General features: G+C 29.2%; 19 protein-coding genes and 1 tRNA gene. 6 read left to right on the plus strand and 14 right to left on the minus strand.

Going from position 1 to position 22395, the window contains the following annotated elements; all coding sequences use genetic code 11:
- From L8W40_RS01890 to dnaA, 6 genes are all read right to left on the minus strand, one after another.
- Positions 1-468 carry an urease accessory protein UreE gene (locus tag L8W40_RS01890; RefSeq protein WP_263662724.1) on the minus strand — a complete coding sequence of 156 codons (468 nt, stop codon included), beginning with the start codon at positions 466-468 and terminating at the stop codon, positions 1-3.
- Positions 468-2165 (minus strand): urease subunit alpha, encoded by a 1698-nt coding sequence (gene ureC / locus L8W40_RS01895; RefSeq protein WP_263662725.1) that lies wholly within the window; start codon positions 2163-2165, stop codon positions 468-470. Before ureC ends, L8W40_RS01890 begins: the two co-directional genes overlap by 1 nt.
- Complete coding sequence (ureB, locus tag L8W40_RS01900; RefSeq protein WP_263662726.1) at positions 2162-2833, minus strand: urease subunit beta; 672 nt, start codon at positions 2831-2833, stop codon at positions 2162-2164. The genes ureC and ureB overlap by 4 nt, the downstream gene beginning before the upstream one ends.
- A 520-nt stretch (positions 2834-3353) precedes the next feature.
- The gene (gyrB, locus tag L8W40_RS01905) at positions 3354-5672 is read right to left on the minus strand and encodes a DNA topoisomerase (ATP-hydrolyzing) subunit B (protein ID WP_263664526.1); all 2319 of its coding nucleotides are present in this window, start codon (positions 5670-5672) and stop codon (positions 3354-3356) included.
- A 9-nt stretch (positions 5673-5681) separates the two neighbouring features.
- Positions 5682-6749 carry a DNA polymerase III subunit beta gene (dnaN, locus tag L8W40_RS01910; RefSeq protein ID WP_263664527.1) on the minus strand — a complete coding sequence of 356 codons (1068 nt, stop codon included), beginning with the start codon at positions 6747-6749 and terminating at the stop codon, positions 5682-5684.
- Positions 6750-6881: 132 nt separating this feature from the next.
- Positions 6882-8210 (minus strand): chromosomal replication initiator protein DnaA, encoded by a 1329-nt coding sequence (dnaA, locus tag L8W40_RS01915; RefSeq protein WP_220566951.1) that lies wholly within the window; start codon positions 8208-8210, stop codon positions 6882-6884.
- A gap of 122 nt (positions 8211-8332) precedes the next feature.
- On the opposite strand from dnaA, the gene ruvC reads away from it, so the two are divergent.
- On the plus strand, positions 8333-8809 hold the full coding sequence (ruvC, locus tag L8W40_RS01920) for a crossover junction endodeoxyribonuclease RuvC (protein WP_263660419.1): 477 nt from the start codon (positions 8333-8335) through the stop codon (positions 8807-8809).
- A gap of 2 nt (positions 8810-8811) precedes the next feature.
- On the opposite strand, the gene L8W40_RS01925 is transcribed toward ruvC, so the two are convergent.
- Positions 8812-9444: a hypothetical protein gene (locus tag L8W40_RS01925; RefSeq protein ID WP_133319079.1), complete on the minus strand. Its 633-nt coding sequence runs from the start codon at positions 9442-9444 to the stop codon at positions 8812-8814.
- 122 nt (positions 9445-9566) lie between these two features.
- Here L8W40_RS01925 and L8W40_RS01930 point away from each other — a divergent pair, with 122 nt between their 5' ends.
- Positions 9567-10187, plus strand: a complete 621-nt coding sequence (locus L8W40_RS01930) for a DUF305 domain-containing protein (RefSeq protein ID WP_263664528.1) — start codon at positions 9567-9569, stop codon at positions 10185-10187.
- Between the two features lie 25 nt (positions 10188-10212).
- Here L8W40_RS01930 and L8W40_RS01935 read toward each other — a convergent pair.
- The 3 genes from L8W40_RS01935 to L8W40_RS01945 form a co-directional block, all read right to left on the minus strand.
- Positions 10213-10288 (minus strand) — tRNA-Val (locus tag L8W40_RS01935).
- Between the two features lie 47 nt (positions 10289-10335).
- Entirely contained in the window at positions 10336-11526 is a 1191-nt protein-coding gene (locus L8W40_RS01940) for a replication-associated recombination protein A (RefSeq protein ID WP_263664529.1), read from the minus strand.
- The gene (locus L8W40_RS01945) at positions 11523-12698 is read right to left on the minus strand and encodes a DUF945 family protein (RefSeq protein WP_133319072.1); all 1176 of its coding nucleotides are present in this window, start codon (positions 12696-12698) and stop codon (positions 11523-11525) included. Before L8W40_RS01945 ends, L8W40_RS01940 begins: the two co-directional genes overlap by 4 nt.
- Positions 12699-12830: 132 nt before the next feature.
- On the opposite strand from L8W40_RS01945, the gene glmM reads away from it, so the two are divergent.
- Genes glmM through hemJ form a run of 3 tightly spaced genes read left to right on the plus strand, consistent with a single transcriptional unit; the run spans position 12831 to position 15059 of the window.
- Complete coding sequence (gene glmM / locus L8W40_RS01950; protein ID WP_039629248.1) at positions 12831-14168, plus strand: phosphoglucosamine mutase; 1338 nt, start codon at positions 12831-12833, stop codon at positions 14166-14168.
- Entirely contained in the window at positions 14161-14616 is a 456-nt protein-coding gene (lspA, locus tag L8W40_RS01955) for a signal peptidase II (protein ID WP_220555579.1), read from the plus strand. Before glmM ends, lspA begins: the two co-directional genes overlap by 8 nt.
- Positions 14610-15059, plus strand: coding sequence for a protoporphyrinogen oxidase HemJ (gene hemJ / locus L8W40_RS01960; RefSeq protein WP_039629243.1), 450 nt, complete (start codon positions 14610-14612; stop codon positions 15057-15059). Before lspA ends, hemJ begins: the two co-directional genes overlap by 7 nt.
- 21 nt (positions 15060-15080) lie before the next feature.
- Here hemJ and L8W40_RS01965 read toward each other — a convergent pair whose 3' ends face one another.
- The gene (locus L8W40_RS01965) at positions 15081-16418 is read right to left on the minus strand and encodes a coproporphyrinogen III oxidase family protein (protein WP_263664530.1); all 1338 of its coding nucleotides are present in this window, start codon (positions 16416-16418) and stop codon (positions 15081-15083) included.
- Between the two features lie 75 nt (positions 16419-16493).
- Here L8W40_RS01965 and L8W40_RS01970 point away from each other — a divergent pair, with 75 nt between their 5' ends.
- Complete coding sequence (locus L8W40_RS01970; RefSeq protein ID WP_263659238.1) at positions 16494-16685, plus strand: mini-MOMP protein; 192 nt, start codon at positions 16494-16496, stop codon at positions 16683-16685.
- A gap of 17 nt (positions 16686-16702) precedes the next feature.
- Here L8W40_RS01970 and L8W40_RS01975 read toward each other — a convergent pair whose 3' ends face one another.
- From L8W40_RS01975 to L8W40_RS01985, 3 genes are read right to left on the minus strand one after another with little or no spacing between them, the layout of a single operon-like run.
- On the minus strand, positions 16703-18145 hold the full coding sequence (locus tag L8W40_RS01975; protein ID WP_263664531.1) for an efflux transporter outer membrane subunit: 1443 nt from the start codon (positions 18143-18145) through the stop codon (positions 16703-16705).
- On the minus strand, positions 18138-21260 hold the full coding sequence (locus tag L8W40_RS01980) for an efflux RND transporter permease subunit (protein WP_220566942.1): 3123 nt from the start codon (positions 21258-21260) through the stop codon (positions 18138-18140). The genes L8W40_RS01975 and L8W40_RS01980 overlap by 8 nt, the downstream gene beginning before the upstream one ends.
- Complete coding sequence (locus tag L8W40_RS01985; RefSeq protein WP_263664532.1) at positions 21260-22357, minus strand: efflux RND transporter periplasmic adaptor subunit; 1098 nt, start codon at positions 22355-22357, stop codon at positions 21260-21262. Before L8W40_RS01985 ends, L8W40_RS01980 begins: the two co-directional genes overlap by 1 nt.
- Positions 22358-22395: the final 38 nt, after the last annotated feature.

Below are 22395 nucleotides of genomic sequence, written 5' to 3' on the forward strand. Positions count from 1 at the left end.
TTATTCTTTAATAAGTTTAAAATTTGGATCAACTTGGATAAAACTTGGCATATCAAGCATATATTTTGGCTCTAAAATTTCTTCACATTTTTCGTATTTTATATTAAATTTTTCTAAAAACCTTATGATAGAATTTTGCTCTAAAGTAATGAGTTTATGATCTTTATAAAATAAATTTAAATGCATATTGCCCACTTGATAACTTATTAAAGCAAGGTTGTATTCATTTTCTATGTGAATTTTTAAAACCTTTTCAGGTTTAATCTTCACTAAAATCAAAAAATCCTCATCATATAAACAATCATTATGATTTAAACCTTTATTACCAGGCATTTTTATAGCGACATCTAGTCCTTTTAAAGTCGTTGTTCTTAATATCTTTTTAAAAGTATCAAACCAACTAAGCTCTAAAAAATCGCATTCTTTGTTTAAATCATAATGCGTTATTTTATTTTGAAGTAAAATCATTAAATCATAAAATATTTTCTAGCTAAAGCTAAAGAATCAACACTCTTAGAGCTAATAAGCTCACCATTTATTTTTACTTCATAAGTTTGTGGATTTACTTCTATATCTTGAACTTTATCATTAAATTTCAAGTCTTTTTTAGTAATATTTCTACAATTTTTTACTGCAACACATTTTCTTTTTAAGCTTAATTTTTCAGGCATATTAGCTTCTAAAGAAGCTTTAGAAACAAAATGTAAAGCATTTTCATTTAAATTTGCTCCAAACATTTTTTCATAGATAATAGGCTCAGGTGTTGGGATAGAAGCATTAGCATCGCCTATTTTTGCACCTACTATCAAGCCACCTTTTAAAATAAGCTTTGGTTTTACTCCAAAAAATTTAGGTTGCCAAAGCACTAAATCAGCAAATTTTCCTACTTCAATAGAACCAACATAACTATCAATCCCATGTGCAATAGCAGGATTTATAGTGTATTTTGCTATATAGCGTTTAATACGGAAATTATCATCTAAATCATTATCTTCCTTCAAGGCACCAAATTCTTTTTTACATTTATCAGCACTTTGCCATGTTCTTAAAATTACCTCACCTACGCGTCCCATAGCTTGAGAATCACTACTCATAATGCTAAAAACACCCATATCATGAAGTTTATCTTCTGCTGCTATAGTTTCAGGACGAATTCTACTATCTGCAAATTCAACATCTTCTTTGATTTTATTATCTAAATGATGACAAACCATAAGCATATCTAAATGCTCATCAATGGTATTTTTAGTAAAAGGCATAGTAGGATTAGTACTTGCAGGTAAAACATTTTCAAAACCTGCCATTTTAATAATATCAGGAGCATGGCCACCACCTGCACCTTCAGTGTGAAAAGTATGGATAACTCTACCATTAATAGCTTTAATCGTATCTTCTACAAAACCTGCTTCATTTAAAGTATCTGTATGGATAGCTATTTGTATATCCATTTCATCAGCTATATTTAAACTAGTATCAATCACACTAGAAGTAGCACCCCAATCTTCATGAATTTTTAAGCCGCATGCACCAGCTATGATTTGCTCTTTTAAAGCATTTTTATTACTTGAATTTCCTTTACCTAAAAAGCCAAAATTCATAGGGTAATTTTGCGTAGCTTTTAACATAGAATGTATATGATAAGCCCCACTTGTGCAAGTTGTAGCATTTGTTCCCTCACTTGGTCCTATGCCACCTCCTATCATAGTAGTAACACCACTATATAAGGCACATTCAATTTGAGTTGGGGAGATAAAATGTATATGAGTATCAATACCACCTGCAGTTACTATTAAACCTTCTGCACCGATAATATCTGTACTTGTGCCTATAACTAAGCTAGGATCAACTCCATCTTGTATATCAGGATTGCCTGCTTTTCCTATACCTACTATATAGCCATTTTTTATCCCAATATCTGCTTTATAAATACCGGTATAATCAACAATCAAAGCATTAGTTAAAACTAAATCCGGAAATTCTCCCTCACTTACACTTTGAGCCATACCATCTCTAATATTTTTACCACCACCAAATTTAACTTCTTCGCCATATAAAGTATAATCTTTTTCTACTCTTAAAATCAAATCTGTATCTGCTAATCTTACTCTATCATTAGTTGTTGGACCATACATATTCACATAGTCTTTTTTGCTAATCTTAATCAAAGAAATCCTTTCTCTTTTGCTTTTGATAAAGCTTTAGTTTTATTTTCATCATTGATAAAATCATCACAAAGATTATTAAAACCTAAAACCTTTTTTAAACCACCAAATTCTATCAAACTTACTGTTTTTTCTTCACCTGGTTCAAATCTCACACTTGTTCCTGAAGCGATATTTAACCTTTTACCATAAGCCTTTTCTCTATCAAAAGACAAAAAGCAATTAACTTCAAAGAAATGAAAATGCGAACCAACTTGTATAGGACGATCACCTTTATTGCTTACTTTAATTTCTATAGAAGTTTTATTTTCATTAAGCACAATAAATTCTGATGATAAAAATATCTCTCCAGCTTTTATTTTATCATCATTTGCTATAGGCTCATGTATAGTAACTAATTTTGTGCCATCTTCAAAAGGAAGTTCTATTTGAATTTCTTCAAGCATACTTGCAACACCATCAATCACATCTTCACTTGTAAGTAAAGTTTTCCCTATGCTCATCAATTCACTCACACTTAAATTTTTTCTTGCAAGTTCCATTAATTCATAACATATATAAGCTAAAGCTTCATTATAATTTAATTTTATTTTTTGCTCTTTTCTATCTTTAGCGATTTTCCCTGCATAATGAAGCATTAATCGTTGCAATTGCTGCTGAGTAAAATGCATTTTAATCCTTATAAATTTTTTAGATATTATATAACTATTTGCTTGCTTTTAAGCAAAAAATTCTATTACATTTTTTAATTCTATTTTATAGTCTTTTTGAATTTCTATAAAAGGAAGATTTAAATTTTCACATTGAGCTTTAAATTTTTGATGATTTAAAATAAGAGTGTTTATTTCTTCTTTTTCACTAAATAAACGCTTTTCTATGACATTTTCATTTTAATAGATTAATTCATAATTTTGCAAAATATATTTTTTTGAAAAAAGAATAAAAAGTATTTTAATATCAGAATGATTTTGAAATTTTTGTAACTTTTTTGGAGTAAGATAAAATCCTTCAATGATTAAATTTTGTTTATTTTCTATACAAATTTAAATCATACCATCTACAATAGGAAATAAAAATCAGTTATTTTTTCATCCTCATCTACTCTAAAAGGACAATTTTTCAAGAAGTCTTTGAGCAAGCAAGGTCTTTCCACTATGACCTTGCCCTCCAATTAAAAAAATCATTTAAAAATTAAACATCCAAATGTTTAACATCTTTAGCATGAGCTTGTATATACTCACGGCGTGGTTCTACATCATCACCCATGAAAAGGTTGAAAGTATCATTTGCTCTTTGAGCATCTTCTATGGTGATTTTTAACAAACGACGATTACTTGGATCCATAGTTGTTTCCCAAAGTTGTTCAGGATTCATCTCACCAAGACCTTTATAGCGTTGTATATAAGCACCTTTTTTAGCATTTTTTTCAACTTCATCTAAAATTTCTAAAATATCTTTATCAAATTTTAAATCTCTATCTTTAATTTTTTGATAAATATAATTTGCCTCTTCATATAAAGGATTAACAAATAAATCATCATTGATGATAAGTTCTTCTAAACCATTTTCAGTTTGTACATAAACACGAATTTCATTTTCATTGATATATGAATTTAAGATATTGTGATTTTGTTTTTCTAAAAATTCTTTTATGACTTTAAATAATTCTTCATTAGAAGCTTTTATCAAATCAGGATTTTCTATCAAATACCTAATCACTGAAATTACATTAAATCTTTTTTCTAATTCTTTTAAAACACTTCTATAAGCTGCAACGATTTTTAGAAAATCTTTTAAATCGTTTAATCCTATACCCTCATAAGTAGAACTTTCTATACCTGTTTCGATCAAATAATCATTTAAAGCTTTTTCATCTTTTAGATAAATTTCTTTTTTTTGACCTTTTTTATAGCGATATAAAGGTGGTTGAGCTAAATAAATATGTCCATTTGCTACAAGATCATTCATAAAGCGGAAGAAAAATGTTAAAAGTAAAGTTTGTATGTGAGAACCATCTACATCAGCATCTGTCATAATGATGATTTTATGATATCTTAGTTTTTCTATATCAAACTCATCACCGATCCCACAACCAAAAGCTGTGATCATATTTTGAATTTGTTCACTTTTTAAAATTTTATCTAGTCTTGCTTTTTCAACATTGAGTATTTTACCTCTTAAAGGTAAAATCGCTTGGAAAGTTCTTTCTCTACCTTGTTTTGCAGAACCTCCCGCACTATCACCCTCAACTAAATAAATTTCGCTTTCACTCGGATCTTTACTTTGACAATCAGCTAATTTTCCTGGTAAAGTCCCTACACTTGAACTTTCTTTTTTACGGGTTAATTCTCTAGCTTTTTTAGCTGCTTCTCTACCACGAGCTGCCATTAAAGCTTTATTCATGATAGCTTTTGCTTCGATAGGATTTTCTTCAAAGTATTTTGTCAAATACTCAAAAGAAGCCTTAGAAACTATAGGTCTAACATAGCTTGAACCTAATTTTCCTTTAGTTTGTCCTTCAAATTGTGGCTCAGGTACTTTAACACTTACAACTGCTATTAAACCTTCTCTTACATCATCACCTGTGATTTTAGAGTCTTTCTCTCTAGCACTAGCATTTGCTTCAATGTAATTGCTAATAACACGAGTTAAGCCCATTCTAAAACCTGCTTCGTGCGTTCCACCATCTGGAGTTTTTATATTATTAACAAAAGAAAGTAAATTTTCACTATAACTATCATTATAAAGCAATGCTACTTCAACATTTACATCTTCTTCATCTACATTGAAAAATATTGCCTTAGTTAGAGCTTGTTTTTTATTTAAATCTGTAACAAATTGACTTATACCACCTTCAAAATGAAAGCTTTCTGCTTTTCCTACACGATTATCTTTAAAATTTATAGTAATTTTTGGATTTAAATATGCAAGTTCACGAAATCTTTTAGCTAAAATTTCATAATCAAAATCAGTCACTTCAAAAATTTGATCATCTGGCCAAAATTCTATGATTGTTCCTGTTTTTTTACTTTTACCTATGGTTTCAAAATTACTTGTAACTTTACCTTCTGAAAATTCTTGGCGATAAATTTCTCCATCTCTATGCACTGTAGCAACTAATTTTCTTGATAAAGCATTTACAACGCTTACACCAACCCCGTGTAAACCACCTGAAACTTTATAAGTATCTTTATCAAATTTTCCACCTGCATGAAGCACGGTTAAAACTACAGTTAAAGTAGGGATATTTTCAGTAGGGTGAATTCCCACAGGAATTCCTCTACCATTATCACTTACTATACAAGAGCCTTCTGTAGTAATTTCTACATTAATCGTATCACAAAAACCTGCCATAGCTTCATCAATAGAATTATCCACTACTTCATAAATCATATGATGAAGACCGCCTATGTTAGTATCACCTATGTACATACCAGGGCGTTTTCTAACAGCTTCTAAGCCTTTTAAAACTTTAATATTTCCTGCGCCATAATTTTGATTTTCTTGCATTTATTTTCCTTATAAAATAACTGGCATAATTACAGTTTGTAATTCTTCACTTGAAACTAAGAATGCCATATGAGGTTCATTTATGCTAAGTTTGAATGTTTCACTTTCAATAGAATTTAAAAAGTCAGTGATGAATTTATTTTTAATGCAAAGATTAAATTCTTCATCTATATTAAGTTCCATTTCAAGTTCAGTTTTTGCTTCCATATTATCTAAACTAATACCTTCAAATACAAGTTTATCTTTATGAAAATTTAATTTCATTTTTTCAGTGATTACATTGATTTTTTTCAATGCATCCATAAATTCTTCTGTTTTAAAAATAAATTCTTTTGTGATATTTTTTGGAATTACTCTTTCATAATCAGGGAATTTATCATTAATAAGTTTTGTAAAAAACTCAAAATTATCATTTTTTGCAATCAATATATTTTCATCATAATAAATTTCAATTTTTTCAAAAAAGATTTTTTGCATTTCTAAAATAGCTTTTTTAGGGATACAAAGATTAAATTCTTTTTCGTTTGTTTTATTTAGTGTAAAAACCGCTAAGCGTTTAGTATCTGTTCCTACAAAGTTAATGTGGGTTGTTTTTATATCAAGTAAAGCACCATTTAAAGAATACTTTGGATTATTTGTATCAACTGCAGGTAGGATTTTTTTCAAAGATCTACTTAAATCACTTGAATCAATATCAAATTTATCTTTTCCTTCAGTGCTTGGGAAATTTGGAAAATCTTCATAATTAAACATAGGAAGTTTATATTTAGTTCCTTTTTGTCTAATAAAAAGGAAATTTTCTATAGTTTCTAAGACCACATCTTCATTATTTAAACTTTTAATGATATCTAAAATACTTTTAGCATTAGCAGTTGCAAAACCTGCACTTTCAACTTTAATTTTTTTGATTTTATAGTTAATACCTATTTCATAATCACTTGCCCTTATGATTAATTTATCTTCAACTACTTCAAAAAGTAAGTGAGAAGCGATGTTGCTTGAGTCTTTTTTATCTACATAAGAGTTAGTTAAAACTATGGCAGATTCTAAAGTGTTTTTATTAATGCTAATTTTCATTTTTACTTCCTTTGTTTTTTAAATTTATTTTATCATAATAATAAGCAATGTGAAAATGTGAAATGCTTTTTAAAAGCCTTTTTTTATAGAAATTTTACTCATAGAATAAAATTTTTTATTTTTCACTTTTATTCACAGGGTGCTTTTTATTTTTGTTAAAATTTTATTTCTTAATTCTTCTACTATGGCTTTTAGGTTTTCATTTTCGCTCATTAACTCTTGAATTTTTTTAATATTATGTGAAATGGCAGTGTGATCTTTCATATTAAAAAATCTAGCAAGTTGAGGCATAGACATAGTTGTAAGCTCTCTTGCTAAATATATCACAACCCTTCTTGCCATAACGATATTTTGTGTTTTTTTATTTGATTTTATATCATTTGATTTAAGATTATAACTTTTTGAAACATCAGCAAGTATGTCTTCAACACTAATATTTTCTTTTGTTTCTTTAATGTGATCTTTCATAAAGCTTTTAACGATTTCTAAAGTGATTTCTTGATTAAAAAGTCTTGCTTGGGCATTTAGATTTGTAATCATGCCTTCAATTTCTCGGATGTTATCTCCCATTGAAGTAGCGATGTAGCTTATGACTTCAGGTTTGAGATAAATAGCATTAAATTCGCATTTTTTCTTGATAATTGCGATTTTTGTATCAAGCTGAGGTGGAGTGATATCTGCGATGATCCCATTTGCAAAACGGCTTTTTAAGCGTTCTGTTATGCCTTTTAACATATTTGGAGGATTATCACTTGTCATGATGATTTGTCCAAATTTTTCTTTGATTTCATTAAAAGTAAAGAAAAATTCTTCTTGAATTTTATCTGTTTTACCTAAAAACTGCACATCATCGATGAGTAAAACATCGCAATTTTTGTATTTTTCATGAAATTTACTCATAGTTTTGTTATTTAAATGCATGGTAAAATCATTGATAAAATTATCACTTGTAGCATAAATAACCTTATATCCATTATCTAAGCACACATTTCCGACAGCTTGAAGCAAGTGAGTTTTTCCAAGTCCTGTAGGGCCATAGATAAAGATAGGGTTGTATAATTTTCCAAGTTTGCTTTTATCGGTAATAGCTTTGCAAGTTGCATAGGCAAATTGATTAGAATCTCCTACAACAAAGCTTTCAAAAGTAAAAGAAGGATTTAAAATAGTACTTTGAAATTTAATCTGTGAAATATCTGTAGAAAAATGTTTTTTCTCTATCTTTTGATCATTTGTAATGATTTTAACTTGAGGGTTAATCCCTGTTTTTACTTCATAAAAATAAGCTAGTTTTTGTGCGTATTTTGTTTGTATAAATTTAGCTAAAAAATGATTTGGTGCGATAAATACTAAGATATTATTTTTACTTAATTTTTCACTAAATTGTAAGTGAGAAATGTAAGTATTGTATTCGTTATTGCTAATTTCAGTTTTAAATTCAAATAAAAAATCTTTTATATTCATTATTATTCTTATAAATTATGATGTAAAACTTGAAATTCTAGCTTATTTTTTATAAAAAATGGTTAAAATTATTCACATAAAAATTTAAATTTCACATCTATGTGAATAAAAAGGTGAAAAGTTTGAAAGTTTTAGGGATAGATCCTGGTTCTAGATATTGTGGATATGCTATTGTAGAAAGAATAAATAATAAAAATCAACTCATAGAAGCAGGGCTTATCAAAATCAAACCCAATAATTTACAGTATCAAATCACAGAATTATGTGAAGGACTTGATCTAATCTTTAAAAATCATCAGTTTGATGAGGTAGCTATAGAAGATATATTTTTTGCTTATAATCCAAAAACGGTTCTAAAACTAGCACAATTTCGTGGAGCTTTGAGTTTAAAAATCTTACAAATTCATGGAGAATTTGCAGAATACACACCTTTACAAGTGAAAAAAACCGTAACAGGTAAAGCAAAAGCTACTAAAGAGCAAGTAGCTTTTATGGTAAAAAGATTACTTGGAATTTCAAAAGACATCAAGCCACTTGATATTACCGATGCTATCGCAGTAGCTTTGACGCATTTAGCAAATTTGAGAGTAAAAAAGTGATTTTACTTTCCATTTCCTATAAAATAAATTTCAACATCATGTAGAAGTTTTTCACATACAGCAGAATCAGTATTTTTTTCTACTACTAGGTTGATATGATTTTTGGTATCTCTAAAACTTCCTGCAGATTTTGAATTTTTTAATTCTAATTTTTGATTATCTTTTAAATATTTAATAGTTATTACAAATTTATGTGCCGCGGTAGCTTCGCCTAGATTTGTTTCTATCAAAACATTCATATTTGATGCTTTTGCTAGGGTTGCTTGAGTTTTGTTAATCACTTCTTTCATTCTTCTATTGAGTTCTAAAATTCTTGAGATGAATTTATTATCTATACTTTCAAATGCTATTTTTAGTTTATTCATAATTTCTTGATTAGTAGGTTTATCAGGTGCTACATAAACCATATAAAGTCCATTTTTAATATCTACTTTAGTGCTTTTAGTATCACGCCCACTACCAAAAACTTTTATATATATAGCATTATCAAGATATACTCTATCTATCATAGGACCATAGATTTCATATTCTCTTTTTCTTACGATTACTTCTCTTGCGGCTACTTGAATTTTTACTGAACAATCATGAATTATAGGTTCCATTTCTTTTTTTATTTCAAGTAGTTCTTTTAGCATATAACATCCTTATTATTTTTTTTAGTATTATAGATTATAACAAAAAAATGTTTTTTTCTTTGTTAATTTTAGTTTATATAATTTTTATAACATTCCAAAGTTATTTTAAAAAAAGGAAAAAAATGAAAATTAAAATTATAGTTTCAAGTTTAGTTTTAGCAAGTGCTTTATTTGCTGCAAATTCTCATCATGCTCATCATGGAGCTTCTGGAAGTATTTCATCACAAATCATGATGAGTATGCATGAACCTATGATGAAAAATCCTTTAGTACAAAGCAATGACATAGAAAGAGATTTTTTAGCTAATATGATTCCACATCACCAAGGTGCTATTGACTCATCTAAGCTTTTATTAGAACATACAAAAAGTGAAGAGATGAAAAAAATCGCTCAAAATATCATAAAAGCTCAAGAAAAAGAAATCCAAGAATTTCAAGAAATTCTAGATAAAAATCTTTATACAAAAACTCAAATTGATGAAGAAACTTATAAAAAATTCGTTCAAGAAGAAAAAGAGTTAATGCAAAAAATGATGATTTTAATGAGTTCGGTTAAAGAAAGCAAAAACATCAATAAAGACTTTTTAGAAGCGATGATAGCACATCATCAAGGTGCAGTAGATGCTTCAAAACAAATTTTATTTTATTCTAAAGACAAAACTATCACTGATATTGCTAAAAAAATCATCTTAGATCAAGAAAAAGAAATCCAAGAATTTACGAATTTGTTAAAGTATATGTAGTGAATTGATCGAAAGAAATAAAAAATGGTGGCTCCGATTGGACTTGAACCAACGACCACCACCATGTCAAGGTAGTGCTCTACCAACTGAGCTACGGAACCTTAAAAAACAAAAATTATATAAAAATATTTTTACATTGTGCTTAAAATCACTTTTTAATTTTTTTCATATCATTTAACCATAAATCTAGCTGTGCTTCAAAACCTATACCTTTGCTATGATAAAATTTCAAATTTTTTTCTAGATATCTTTGCTTAACCCATCCTCCAAAATCATGCGGGTAAAGGTAGTTTTTTCTTTGTGGGTTGTTATTATCAAGATAAGGAAGTATTTTTAATGCAGGGTTGTTTTGCACATAATTTAGCGCTTCATTTATAGCAAGATAGCTTGAGTTTGACTTAGGCGAACTTGCTAAAAATACTACACATTGAGCTAAGATGATCCTAGCTTCAGGATAGCCTATGTTTTTTACTGCTATGAGTGTGCTTGTGGCTAGATTAAGTGCTTGTGGGTTTGCATTTGAGATATCTTCACTTGCAAATATCACTAATCTTCTAGCGATGAAATCCGCACTTTCACCCCCATCGATCAACCTCGCAAGATAATATAAACTCGCATCCACATCACTTCCTCTTAAGCTTTTTATCATAGAGCTAGCTAGTCTATAGTGTGTATCTTTACTTGAAGTGCCATCGCTTAAAACATTTGCTCTTAATTTTTTCAAAGTTTCAAGTGTGATATGAGTGCTATCTAAAGCCAAAGCAAACTCACATAAATTTAAAAAGTTTCTTGCATCATTTGCACTAGAAGTGATTAAAAAGTCTTTAGCATCATCATCGATTTTACATTGGAGTTTTTCTTGCACTTTTGTGGCAAGTTTTTCTAAGTCTTTATACTCTAAACCTTTAAATTCAAAAAGCATACTTCTGCTTCTTATGCCTGAAGTTAAAGTAAAGTAGGGGTTTTCAGTGCTTGCGCCTATGAAAAGGCATTTTTGATTTTCCAAAGGGATTAAAAGCATTTCTTGTTGGGTTTTTGAAAGCCTATGCACCTCATCGATAAATATCAAAGGTTTATATAAAGAATTTTCATAATTACTTAGTATTTTTCTAAGCTCTTCAAGTTTAAAATTCCCTCCATCAAACTCATAAAAGTCTAATTTATACTCATACGCTATTGCTCTTGCAAAAGAAGTCTTCCCGCAATCTGCTGGGCCAAAAAATACACTATGAGGGAGTTTTGAAACTTGTATGAATTTTTTAAAAATTTCTACTAAATTTTCTTGTCCTAAAACCTCATCTAAAGTTTTAGGACGAAAAGTTAAGCTTAAATTTGTCATTGTGGATTTATGGTAAGTCTTTCACCATTAATGATAGTTGTAACATCACTTTTATTAGAATCATCATAGATAAAATCAAGCATATAAGAGCCATTATTATCTACAAAATAAGTATCAAAATTTGCAAAATCAGGCCAAATTTGACTAGGAAGAATTTCTGTGTTTGCATGAAATTGTGATTTTATATTGTTTTCAGTGAAAATAGTTTGCCCATTTGCGTCAAATTTTTTACCTTCTTTTTCAAAACTTAGATTATTTAAGATGATTTGTGGGTTTGCTTTTAAAAATTGACTTGCCAAAAGCATCATAGAAAAAATATCAGTGTTTGAATTTTGCATTAAGCTATCATAAGCTTTTTTAGAAAGATTATTAAAATTCATATCTAAATTAATATTATTTAACATAAAGTTTTCATTTGCAAGATTAAATTTAGCTAAATCTAGTTTTAAAACACTATCATAATCGTTTTGAACATTTTGAGCTGTTTTTGCAAAAATTTTTAATTTATCAAAGTCAAAAGCAATAGAACTTATAAAACTAGCACTATCAATGCTTATATTTTGTTCACTATTTCTACTAGGACTAAAGATATCATTAAAACTTAATTTTTGTATAGGAAATTCAGAAATTTTGATATTTTTTGCTTCTAATTTTTCTTTATGAGATAGCTGTTCTAATAAAACATAACCTAGATTAAGTTCCATATTTTTTACAAATTCATCAGAACCTATAATCTTAAATGATGTATTATTTAAAACTAAATTTGTATCATTGCGTGTGAAATTAATATCATTTATTTTTGCATTGATGTTAATGTCACCACCTTTGACGCTAACTAAGATTTTAAAGATTTCTTCGTTTGGAAAAATGCCTTTTAAGTCTTCATTTTCATTTAAAATAGAAACGATAGCATTATTACTTGCAAAAAAATTATTGGAAAAATCCACATTCACTTTAAAACTATAAGGTAAATCATTAAGTGTAGCTATAAAACTTCCTTTGGAATTTAAAAGTCCTTTAGTGTAATTAGTATCTTCAACATTATAATATGCTGTATCTTGACTCATTTGTGCAAAGATTTTTTCATTGATTGAGTTAATATAAGAAGCTGAGGTAAAAAACCCTATAACTAGTAAAATTACTACTACAACCCCTGCGATGATTTTTTTCATTCATTTTCCTTAAGTGAAATTTTAAAAATTATATATTTTTATTACTAACTAATGCTTATAAAATTCTCACATTTATACATTACTTAACTTTTTTACTTATAATTGCACTATTTAAAATCAAAGGTAAAAAAAATGAAACTTTTTGGAACAGATGGAGTACGCGGTAAAGCGGGGGAGTTTTTGGATTCATTTTTAGCAATGCGTTTGGCTATGGCTGCTGGAATTTATTTTAAAGACAAAGCCCTTACAAACAATATCTTAGTAGGAAAAGATACAAGAAGAAGTGGTTATATGATAGAAAATGCTATCGTTTCAGGACTTACTTCTATAGGTTATAATGTTATAGAAATAGGTCCTATGCCAACACCTGCTATTGCGTTTTTAACTGAAGATATGCGTTGTGATGCAGGGATTATGATATCAGCTTCACACAATCCTTACTATGATAATGGCATTAAATTTTTTGATGCACACGGAAATAAACTTGATGAGCAAGCAGAAGCGAAAATAGAAGAAATTTATTTTAATGATAAACTCATAGAAGAGGCAAGAACAACAAAATCACAAATTGGTCAAGCAAAAAGAATTGATGATGTGATAGGAAGATATATTGTTTCTATAAAAAATTCTTTTCCTAAAGAGCTGACTTTAAAGTCTTTACGCGTTGTGTTAGATGTGGCTCATGGAGCTTCTTATAAGGTAGCACCTACGGTTTTTAAAGAACTTGGTGCAGATGTGATTGTGATCAATGATAAGCCAAATGGTTTAAATATCAATGAAAATTGTGGGGCTTTACATCCTTTAAATTTAGCTTTAGAAGTAAAGAAATTTAGAGCAGATGTTGGTTTTGCTTTTGATGGGGATGCGGATCGTTTGGTTGTTGTGGATGAAAAAGGCGAAGTAGCTCATGGAGATAGTCTTTTGGGTGTTTTAGCTTTATTTTTGAAAAAACAAGGCAAGTTAAAATCAAGTGTAGTTAGCACTATAATGAGCAATGGTGCTTTAAAAGAGTTTTTAACTAAACATAAAATCACACATGAAACTTGCAATGTAGGCGATAAATATGTACTTGAAAAACTCAAAGAATGCGGTGGAAATTTTGGTGGTGAGCAGAGTGGGCATATTATCTTTAGTGACTATGCAAAAACTGGAGATGGTTTGGTAGCTGCTTTACAATTTAGTGCTTTAATGCTAAGTGAAGCAAAAAGTGCAAGTGAAATTTTAAATCAAGTTAAACCTTACCCACAGCTTTTGCATAATCTTAAAATTTCAGAGAAAAAAGACTTAAGCAAGCTTGCAGGCTTAGAAGAGTTGAAAAAAGATTTAGAAAAAAAAGGAATTGCTAGTTTGTTTAGGTATTCAGGTACAGAAAATTTAATACGCTTATTACTTGAAGCAAAAGATATTAAGCTTTTAGAAAAAGAAATGAAAGCTGTTGAAAGCTTTTTTATGAAAGCATTGAATGCTTAAAATTTTATCTTTAAAATTTTGGCTTGTTTTTGCTTTAGTTTTTATACTAGATCAAGTAAGTAAGTATTTGTTTTTGCAAGGGCTTGAGTATAGGGGTGAATTTTTTGATTTAGTTTTAACCTATAATACCGGTGTAGCCTTTTCAATGTTTGCATTTTTAGGAGAGTATTTAAAATACATACAACTTGTTTTTATTTTAGCTTTGTTTGTGTATTTGCTTTATCAAAAAGAATTTTTTAAAACACATTTGATCGCTTTTGCTATTATGCTATCTGCTGGGTGTTCAAATTTACTTGATCGCTTTGTGCATATAGGTGTGGTGGATTTTGTATTTTGGCATAAGTGGTTTGAATTTGCTGTGTTTAATTTAGCTGATGTGATGATAAACATTAGTGTAGCTTTGATTTTAATAAAAGAAATTTTTAATAAAAAAGGAGAAAAATGTTAGATTTTTTAACTGACTGGTATTTGTGGATTAAAATGGTGCATTATTTAGCTTTTGTTTCTTGGATGGCTGGATTGTTTTATTTACCAAGACTTTTTGTCTATCATACAGAGCATAAAGATAATAAAGGCTTTGTAGAAGTGGTAAAAATTCAAGAAAGAAAATTGTATTTTTATATCCAAACTCCTGCGATGATAGTAACTTTAATAAGTGGAAGTTTGATGTTGCATGTAAATAAAGTTTTGATGGTTGGATCAGGATTTATGCATGCTAAATTAACCTGTGCTTTGCTTTTGATTATTTATCATTTGCAAAATTATTATTATTTAAAACAACTTCAAAATGATACTTGCAAAAAGAGTGGGAAATTTTTTAGAGCTTATAATGAAATTCCAACGATATTATTTATAATTATTGCTATTATGATGGTGGTAAGACCATTTTAGTAAAAAGCCTTTAAAGGCTTTTTATCCTTTAAACTCCATACTTTTAAAATCAAGTGGATCAACATTTTCTTGCATGATATTAATGTGTTCTTTATCTTGTAAGCGTTTATTATCTCTAAATACAGCACGCACTAAATCCATACCGGTGTAAAAATCTTTCATTAATACCATAAACAAATAACGCCCAAATTCACTTGTGTATAAAGTATTATTTTCTTTTTTTATAGCTTTACTTAGCTTAAGACCTAAAAGTTCTATGAAAAGATCTTTTTCTAAATTGCAATCTAAAGTTTTGTTAAATTTATCAATCTCGATTTTACCTGCAAACATTTCAGTTAAAAAGACATATTTGATGATTTCTTTTTTACTAAAATTAGCTTTAGCAATATTTGCATTTTGCTTTTCTTTGATGAGTTTAGAATAATCATTTAAATTAAAAGCATTGATTAAAAGCTCTCCATCTAAAAAGCTAAAAGCCCCACTTCCTACACCCAAATACTCATGATGGCTACTTACATACTCATCATTAAAGCTACTTTTTTCTAAAGAAAATGACCATGCATTATTTCTTTCATAATCTTTGAAAAAATCTATAATGATTTTATAAAACTCAAATTCATTATCTTTAAAACTTACTCCTAGAGTTTTTGCGATATTATCTTTTGTGAGGTTTGATTTCATTAAAGGATAAGTTGTGATTTGTTGAGGTTTTAAATTTTTGGCTATTTCTAAATCATTGAGTAATTGCTCTTTAGTTTGAGAAGGAAAGTTAAAAATCAAATCAAGACTCATAATAGGAAGCACGCCTATAGCTTTAGAAAGCTTTTCTTGAAGCTCTTTACTTGAACCAAATTTATGATATCTTGCTACTTTTTTTAAAGTATCATCATCAAAACTTTGTATACCACAACTTAAACGATCTATAAGCCCTTTAAACATTTCTAGCTTTTTAGGTTCGATATGATTAGGATCGCTCTCACAAGAAATTTCTTTAATATTAAATAATTTTTTGCAAAGTTCTAAAGTTTTAGCAAGTTCTTCTTCATTAATTAAAGTAGTACCACCACCCACATACATAGAAGTAAAATCAAATCCTTTGTCTTTGATTTGTTTGATTTCTTCTCTTAAGCTTTCAAAATATCTTTTTGCTAAATCTTCACTATAATAATACTTATGAAAACTACAATATGGACAAAAAGTATGGCAAAATGGTATATGAGCATAGAGCATATAAGATTTTTTTGGATTAACTTTTTTTTCTTGTCCTTCTTTTAAAAGTTTCACATCAAAACCATTCTCTAAAGATTTTTGCATGGCTTTATGTGAGTAAGAAAGAGCTAAGTTTTGTAAAAAATTCATATTTTTCCTAAAAATTTCATTTTGTAGTTATTTAAAAAGACTATAATTGTATCATATTTTTACAAAGGCTTTATAATGAAAAATATTTTTATAGCATTTTTTGTATTTTTATTAGGGCTTATAAGCGTGTCAAATTCTGCACCTTTAGATGAAATTTTTCAAGATGTTAATGTTTCAGGTAATATGCGTTATCGTTTTGAGCATAATAGCCCAAAAGATAGAGGAAATAATAATTTTAATCAAAGAATTCAAATTCAAATGCATTAACAACTAAGCCTTAAGGCTCAGTTGTTATAAAAGTTTTCTTTTAAGTTTTCTTCCATAGCTTTGATATTTTCTTTTGATTCTTCTTTAGCGTTAAATCCACCACCAAAGGCTTTCATAACATCTACAATGGAATTTGCAAGCTCATAAGATGAGTTAGTATAAGAAAGTTTAGCATTTAAATAATTTCTTTGATCTTGTAAAAAATCAGCTAAATTAATCACGCCATTTTCATATCTTAAGGTAGAAATTTCATAAATTTTACTTTGAGCTAGAAATAAATTTTTATAATTTTGCTCATTTTCATAATAGCTTTGGCGGTTAAATAAAGCAAGTCTTATTTCTCCAAAGGCTGTTTTTAAGGTGTTTTCATATTGTAAAAACGCTTCATCTTTGGTAAGTTTTGCGATATTAACATTATTCATAATCTCACCCCAATGAAAAATCGGCATTGCAAAATTTCCAGCTACATTCCAAGTATTACTTCCATGTTTAACTAAAAGATCTAAATCATTACTTTGAAAACCCAAAAGTCCTGTTAAAGAAAGGTTTGGTAAAAATGCAGTTCTGGCTACTCCAACAAGATAGTTTTTTTCTTCTAAAATTTTTAAACTAGCTTGTATATCAGGTCTTTGAAGTAAAATTTCACTACCAATACCTTCAGGTATGCTAAGCTCGTATTGTCCTATTTTTTTATACTCTATGCTATTATAAAGTATATCATCAATATCATTTGAAGTTAAGATTTTTAAAGCTTTGGTATTAGCTTCTTTTTGAATTTTAGCATTTGTGAGTAAAACTCTTGAATTTTCAAGTTCAGCTTTAAATTTGTTAAGCTCATACTCACTAATTACTCCAAGTTTAAAATGCTCTAATTTTAACTCATAAGTTTTTTGGTAACTTTGGGTTGTTTCTTCTAAAATTTTTACTTGCTCACTTAAGCTTGCTAGATTAAAATAAGTTTTTACTACATTAGAAATTAAGCTTAATCTTGCACTTTCATAGTCAAACTCACTAGCTTGTAATTTTGCTTTTGAAGCATTATAAGTATCTCTGTATTTACCCCATAAATCTACTTCATAACTTAAATTTAAACCCATATTAAAATCATTGCCATAGATAAATTCATTACTTTTGTTGCTTGGAGCATTGATGCTAGTTTTTGCTCTTGCTCCGCTAGCACTTCCATCTAGTTTAGGAAGCAGATCGCTTCTTGCTATACCTAAAGCCTCATAAGCTTTTTGTAAATTCATATATGCAATTTGCAAGTCGTTATTGTTTTTTAAAGCTTGATCGACTAAGGTGTTTAAATAATTATCATCAAAAGCTTTCCACCATTGTTTGTTAATGCTAATGTTTTGATCTAAGCTTTTAGTGTAATTTACATTTTTAATTTCTAAATTTGGTTTTAAACTGCAAGCTGTTATTAAAAAACAACTTGCAAAAATTATTAACTTACGCATTGATTTTACCTCTTTTTTTATCAAGCCATTTATTAAAACTTTCTAGTAAATAGAAAAATAAAGGTACAAAGAAAATGGCTATAGTAGAAGCTGCTATCATACCACCTATAATACCTGTACCTATCGCATGGCGGCTTGCACTTCCTGCTCCATATGCAAAGAAAAGCGGTAAAATACCACAAATAAATGCCAATGAAGTCATTACAATAGGTCTAAATCTCAATTTTGCTGCACTAATAGAAGCTTCAAAAATACTCTTTCCTTTTTTAAGATGCTCTTCCATAGCAAATTCAACAATCAAAATGGCATTTTTAGCAGAAAGGCCTATTAAAAGTAAAAGTCCTGTTTGAAAATATATATCATTTTCTAATCCTCTAAGCCATACAAAAAGCAAAGAACCAAATACTGCAAAAGGCACAGCCGTAATTACTGCTAAAGGCATGAGCCATCTTTCATATTGTGCTGCTAGAATTAAAAATACAAATAATAGTCCTAGCATAAATGCTATTTGTCCAGCACCGCTACTTGTAACTTCTTGATAAGCTGAACCTGACCAAGCAATAGAATAATCCTCTCCTAAAGTTTCTTTTGCCACTTGTGCAATTGCATCAATGGCTTGTCCTGAAGTATAGCCAGGAGCAGGATCACCTTGCACTAAAGCCGATGGAAACATATTAAAGCGTTTTACATCATCAGGACCAACACTTCTTTGTAATGTTAAAACGCTATCTAGAGCTATCATAGAACCATCTTTTGATCTAACAAAGATGTTTTTTAAAGCATTTTGAGTATTTCTAAAATCTCCAATTGCGCTTATATTTACACGATAATTTTTTCCAAGCATAGAAAAATCATTTACATAATAAGTTCCTATGGTGGCATTTAGAGTGCTAAATACATCAGCTAAATTTAAACCATAAAGTTTTACTTTATCGCGATCAATTTCTAGTTTTAATTGCGGAAAATTAGTATCAAGCGTTGTTCTTACATTGTGAAGTTCGGGACGCTTGTTTGCTGCTTCAACTAATTTATTTACATCAACTTGAATTTGATCATAACTTTTTCCGCTACGATTTTGTGCATACATCTCAAAACCACCAGTTAAGCTTAAACCTTGGATTGGTGGTGGATTAACAAAGAAAGTTTGAAAATTTGGATTTAAGAAGTATTGTTTGTTATAAGATCCAACTAAATCAAAACTACTAATATCTCTATCATCCCAATTTTTCAAATTAACAAACATTGCTCCAGAATTTTCTTTTAAAGAACCTGTAAAAAGATCATAGCCTATAAGTCCTACCACATTAGTTACATTCTCATTTTTGCGGATTTCTTCTGCCATAGCATCCATTGATTGAGTAGTTCTATTAAGCGAAGATGCTGCGGGTAGATTGACAATAGTTAAAAAGTTTCCTTGATCTTCATTTGGAACAAGTGAATTTGGAACAAGTTTGAAAAGTCCATATAAACCACCCAAAAAGATTACAAAAATTAACATAAAACGCACTGTTCTTTTAAGTATATAAGCCACACCAGCACCAAAAACTTCGGTAGACCAATCAAAAATATCATTAAATTTTTTCACAAAGTAAAAAGGTTCACCTTCATTTCTTCTTAAAAAAATTGCACATAAAGAAGGAGTTAGTGTTAAAGCTACAAAGCCTGATATAGTAACAGATATTGCTAAGGTTATGGCAAATTGTTTTTGGATTTCTCCCACAAAACCTGATATAAATGAAACGGGTATGAAAACCGCACAAAGTACAAGAACTATAGAAACAACAGGTGCAGCAACTTCATCCATAGCTTTAATAGCTGCTTCTTTTATGCTTATATTTGGATCTTCATGCATAATTCTATCTATATTTTCAACTACTATAATTGCATCATCAACAACAATACCAATAGCCAATACTAAGGCAAAAAGCGTAAGTAGATTGATACTAAAACCTAAGACATATAATCCTGCAAAAGTTCCCAAAATAGAAACAGGAACAGCAATCATTGGTATAATAGTTGAGCGGAAATTTTTTAAGAACAAATACATTACAATTACAACTAAAATTAATGCTTCAAAGAAAGTTTTTACCACTTCTTTAATGGAAGCTTTAATAAATATAGTTGTATCATAAGGCACTTTATAAGTTAATCCTTCAGGGAAATTTTTAGAAAGTTCTTCAAATTTTTTCTGCACTAATTCTGCTGTATTTACAGCATTTGCTCCGGTTTGTAAGAAAATCAAAATAGGAGTAGCGTCATTTCCGTTTAATCTACCTTTAAAAGTATATTCTCTTGATCCTAAAGAAACTTCGGCTACATCTTTAAGTCTTAAAAAAGAGCCATCACTATTTGCTCTTATGATAATATCTTCAAATTCTTTAGTATTTTTTAATCTTCCTTGCATAGTTACTGAATACACATAAGGAGATCTTTCCACCACAGGTTCTTGACCTATCTTACCAGTAGCATATTGAGCATTTTGCTCGCTAACTGCAGCAATAACATCAGTCGCAGTAACTTGATATTTGTTTAACAAATCAGGATTAAGCCAAATTCTCATAGAATAATTTCTTGCACCAATAGCTACGGCATTACCCACACCAGGAACCCTAGCAAGATCATCTAAAATATTTAATGCAGCATAATTATACACTTCGAGTGAATCCATAGAGCCATCAGGAGAATATAAAGTAGCAACTTCTAATATACTTGAACCGGTTTTTCTTACACTAACACCAGTTTTTTTAACATCTTCAGGTAGTTTTGCCATAGCAGCTGAAATTCTATTATTAACATCAACTGTTGCTTGGTCAGGATCTGTACCTATATTAAAATATACACTTAAGCTCATATCTCCTGAAGAGCTTGAAGTTGAATCCATATAAATCATATTTTCAACCCCATTGATTGCATCTTCAAGAGGAATAGCCACCGTTTGAGCCACCGTTTGAGCATCAGCTCCTGAGTAAGTTGCACTTACCTTAACAACGGGTGGAGTTAAGGAAGGATATTGCTCCACGGGTAAAGAATAAAGTCCTATAATACCTGCTAAAGAAATAATAATAGCTACAACAGAAGCAAATACAGGTCTTTCTATAAAGAATTTAGAAAACATTATTTATTCTCCATTACGCTAACACTTGCACCAGGACGGATTTTTTTGAAGTTATTTAAAATCACTTTATCCCCATTTTTTAAGCCCTTGTCAATAATTGCTTTATCAGAAGTTTGATAAATAACATTAACAATAGTTTTAACTACTTTTCCATCTACAAGAGTATAAACATAAGTAGCACTATCATCTTGCAAAAGCGCAACTTGAGGAATTTCAAAACCATCTTTTTGAACAAAACCACCAACATGAACATTTGCAAAAGAGCCAGGCATTAAGTTTGAATTGTTGTTATCAAAAATAGCCTTTGCTTTTACTCCACCACTATGAGTATCTATAACGTTATCTACGAAATATAATTTTCCATTGAAAAGTTCTCCACCAACATTAGCTTGTACTTGGATATTTTCTAATTTCCAATTGCCGCTTTGAATATTTTTATTCATATTGATTTTATCTACATCAGAAATATAAAAATCTGCAAAAATTGGGTTAATGTTTGTAATGCGTACAAGTTCAGTAGATGAAGCATTTACATAATCACCCACATCCATTAATGCATCACCTAAAATTCCATCAAAAGGAGCACTTACTATGGTGTATTTTAAGTCTAATCTTGCATTAGCAAGTTTTGCTCTAGCGCTTTCTAGATTAGCTTTTGTGGAGTTAAATTTAGCTAAACTTGCATCAAATTCTTTTTGTGAAATAGCATTTTTTTCTATTAAAATACTATCTCTTTTAAAATTTTTTTCAGCATCATCAAAATTAGCTCTTGCTACCAAAGCTTCTCCATAAGCCATATTTACACTTGCTTGGTATTTGTCAGGTTCTATAAGAAAAAGCTTATCGCCTTTTTTTACAGCTTGACCACTTTTGAAGTATTTTGCTTTGATTTCACCGCTTACTTTAGGTTTGACTACTACATCTAATTCAGTACTTAATCTCGCAGGATAAGTAAATTCTAAAGGTAAATTAGCACTTTGCATAGTCATAATACTAACAGGTTGAGGAGGGAGTTGTTTAACTTGTGCATTCTTATCATCTGAACATGCTATAAAGATAAGAGAAGCGCAAGCTAGAGTTAAAAGTTTTGTTTTCATTTGTTTCCTTAAGTTATTTATTTAGCTAAATAAAAAGT

Source organism: Campylobacter sp. IFREMER_LSEM_CL1846 (assembly GCF_025772105.1).
Classification (GTDB): domain Bacteria; phylum Campylobacterota; class Campylobacteria; order Campylobacterales; family Campylobacteraceae; genus Campylobacter_D; species Campylobacter_D lari_D.

Excerpts from the sequence above, each read along its gene's own strand:
- L8W40_RS01890 (WP_263662724.1), bottom strand. The coding sequence starts at position 468 with ATGATTTTACTTCAAAATAAAATAACGCATTATGATTTAAACAAAGAA.
- ureB (WP_263662726.1), bottom strand. The coding sequence starts at position 2,833 with ATGCATTTTACTCAGCAGCAATTGCAACGATTAATGCTTCATTATGCA.
- gyrB (WP_263664526.1), bottom strand. The coding sequence starts at position 5,672 with ATGCAAGAAAATCAAAATTATGGCGCAGGAAATATTAAAGTTTTAAAA.
- dnaN (WP_263664527.1), bottom strand. The coding sequence starts at position 6,749 with ATGAAAATTAGCATTAATAAAAACACTTTAGAATCTGCCATAGTTTTA.
- dnaA (WP_220566951.1), bottom strand. The coding sequence starts at position 8,210 with ATGAATATAAAAGATTTTTTATTTGAATTTAAAACTGAAATTAGCAAT.
- L8W40_RS01925 (WP_133319079.1), bottom strand. The coding sequence starts at position 9,444 with ATGCTAAAAGAACTACTTGAAATAAAAAAAGAAATGGAACCTATAATT.
- L8W40_RS01930 (WP_263664528.1), top strand. The coding sequence starts at position 9,567 with ATGAAAATTAAAATTATAGTTTCAAGTTTAGTTTTAGCAAGTGCTTTA.
- L8W40_RS01940 (WP_263664529.1), bottom strand. The coding sequence starts at position 11,526 with ATGACAAATTTAAGCTTAACTTTTCGTCCTAAAACTTTAGATGAGGTT.
- L8W40_RS01945 (WP_133319072.1), bottom strand. The coding sequence starts at position 12,698 with ATGAAAAAAATCATCGCAGGGGTTGTAGTAGTAATTTTACTAGTTATA.
- glmM (WP_039629248.1), top strand. The coding sequence starts at position 12,831 with ATGAAACTTTTTGGAACAGATGGAGTACGCGGTAAAGCGGGGGAGTTT.
- lspA (WP_220555579.1), top strand. The coding sequence starts at position 14,161 with ATGCTTAAAATTTTATCTTTAAAATTTTGGCTTGTTTTTGCTTTAGTT.
- hemJ (WP_039629243.1), top strand. The coding sequence starts at position 14,610 with ATGTTAGATTTTTTAACTGACTGGTATTTGTGGATTAAAATGGTGCAT.
- L8W40_RS01965 (WP_263664530.1), bottom strand. The coding sequence starts at position 16,418 with ATGAATTTTTTACAAAACTTAGCTCTTTCTTACTCACATAAAGCCATG.
- L8W40_RS01970 (WP_263659238.1), top strand. The coding sequence starts at position 16,494 with ATGAAAAATATTTTTATAGCATTTTTTGTATTTTTATTAGGGCTTATA.
- L8W40_RS01975 (WP_263664531.1), bottom strand. The coding sequence starts at position 18,145 with ATGCGTAAGTTAATAATTTTTGCAAGTTGTTTTTTAATAACAGCTTGC.
- L8W40_RS01980 (WP_220566942.1), bottom strand. The coding sequence starts at position 21,260 with ATGTTTTCTAAATTCTTTATAGAAAGACCTGTATTTGCTTCTGTTGTA.
- L8W40_RS01985 (WP_263664532.1), bottom strand. The coding sequence starts at position 22,357 with ATGAAAACAAAACTTTTAACTCTAGCTTGCGCTTCTCTTATCTTTATA.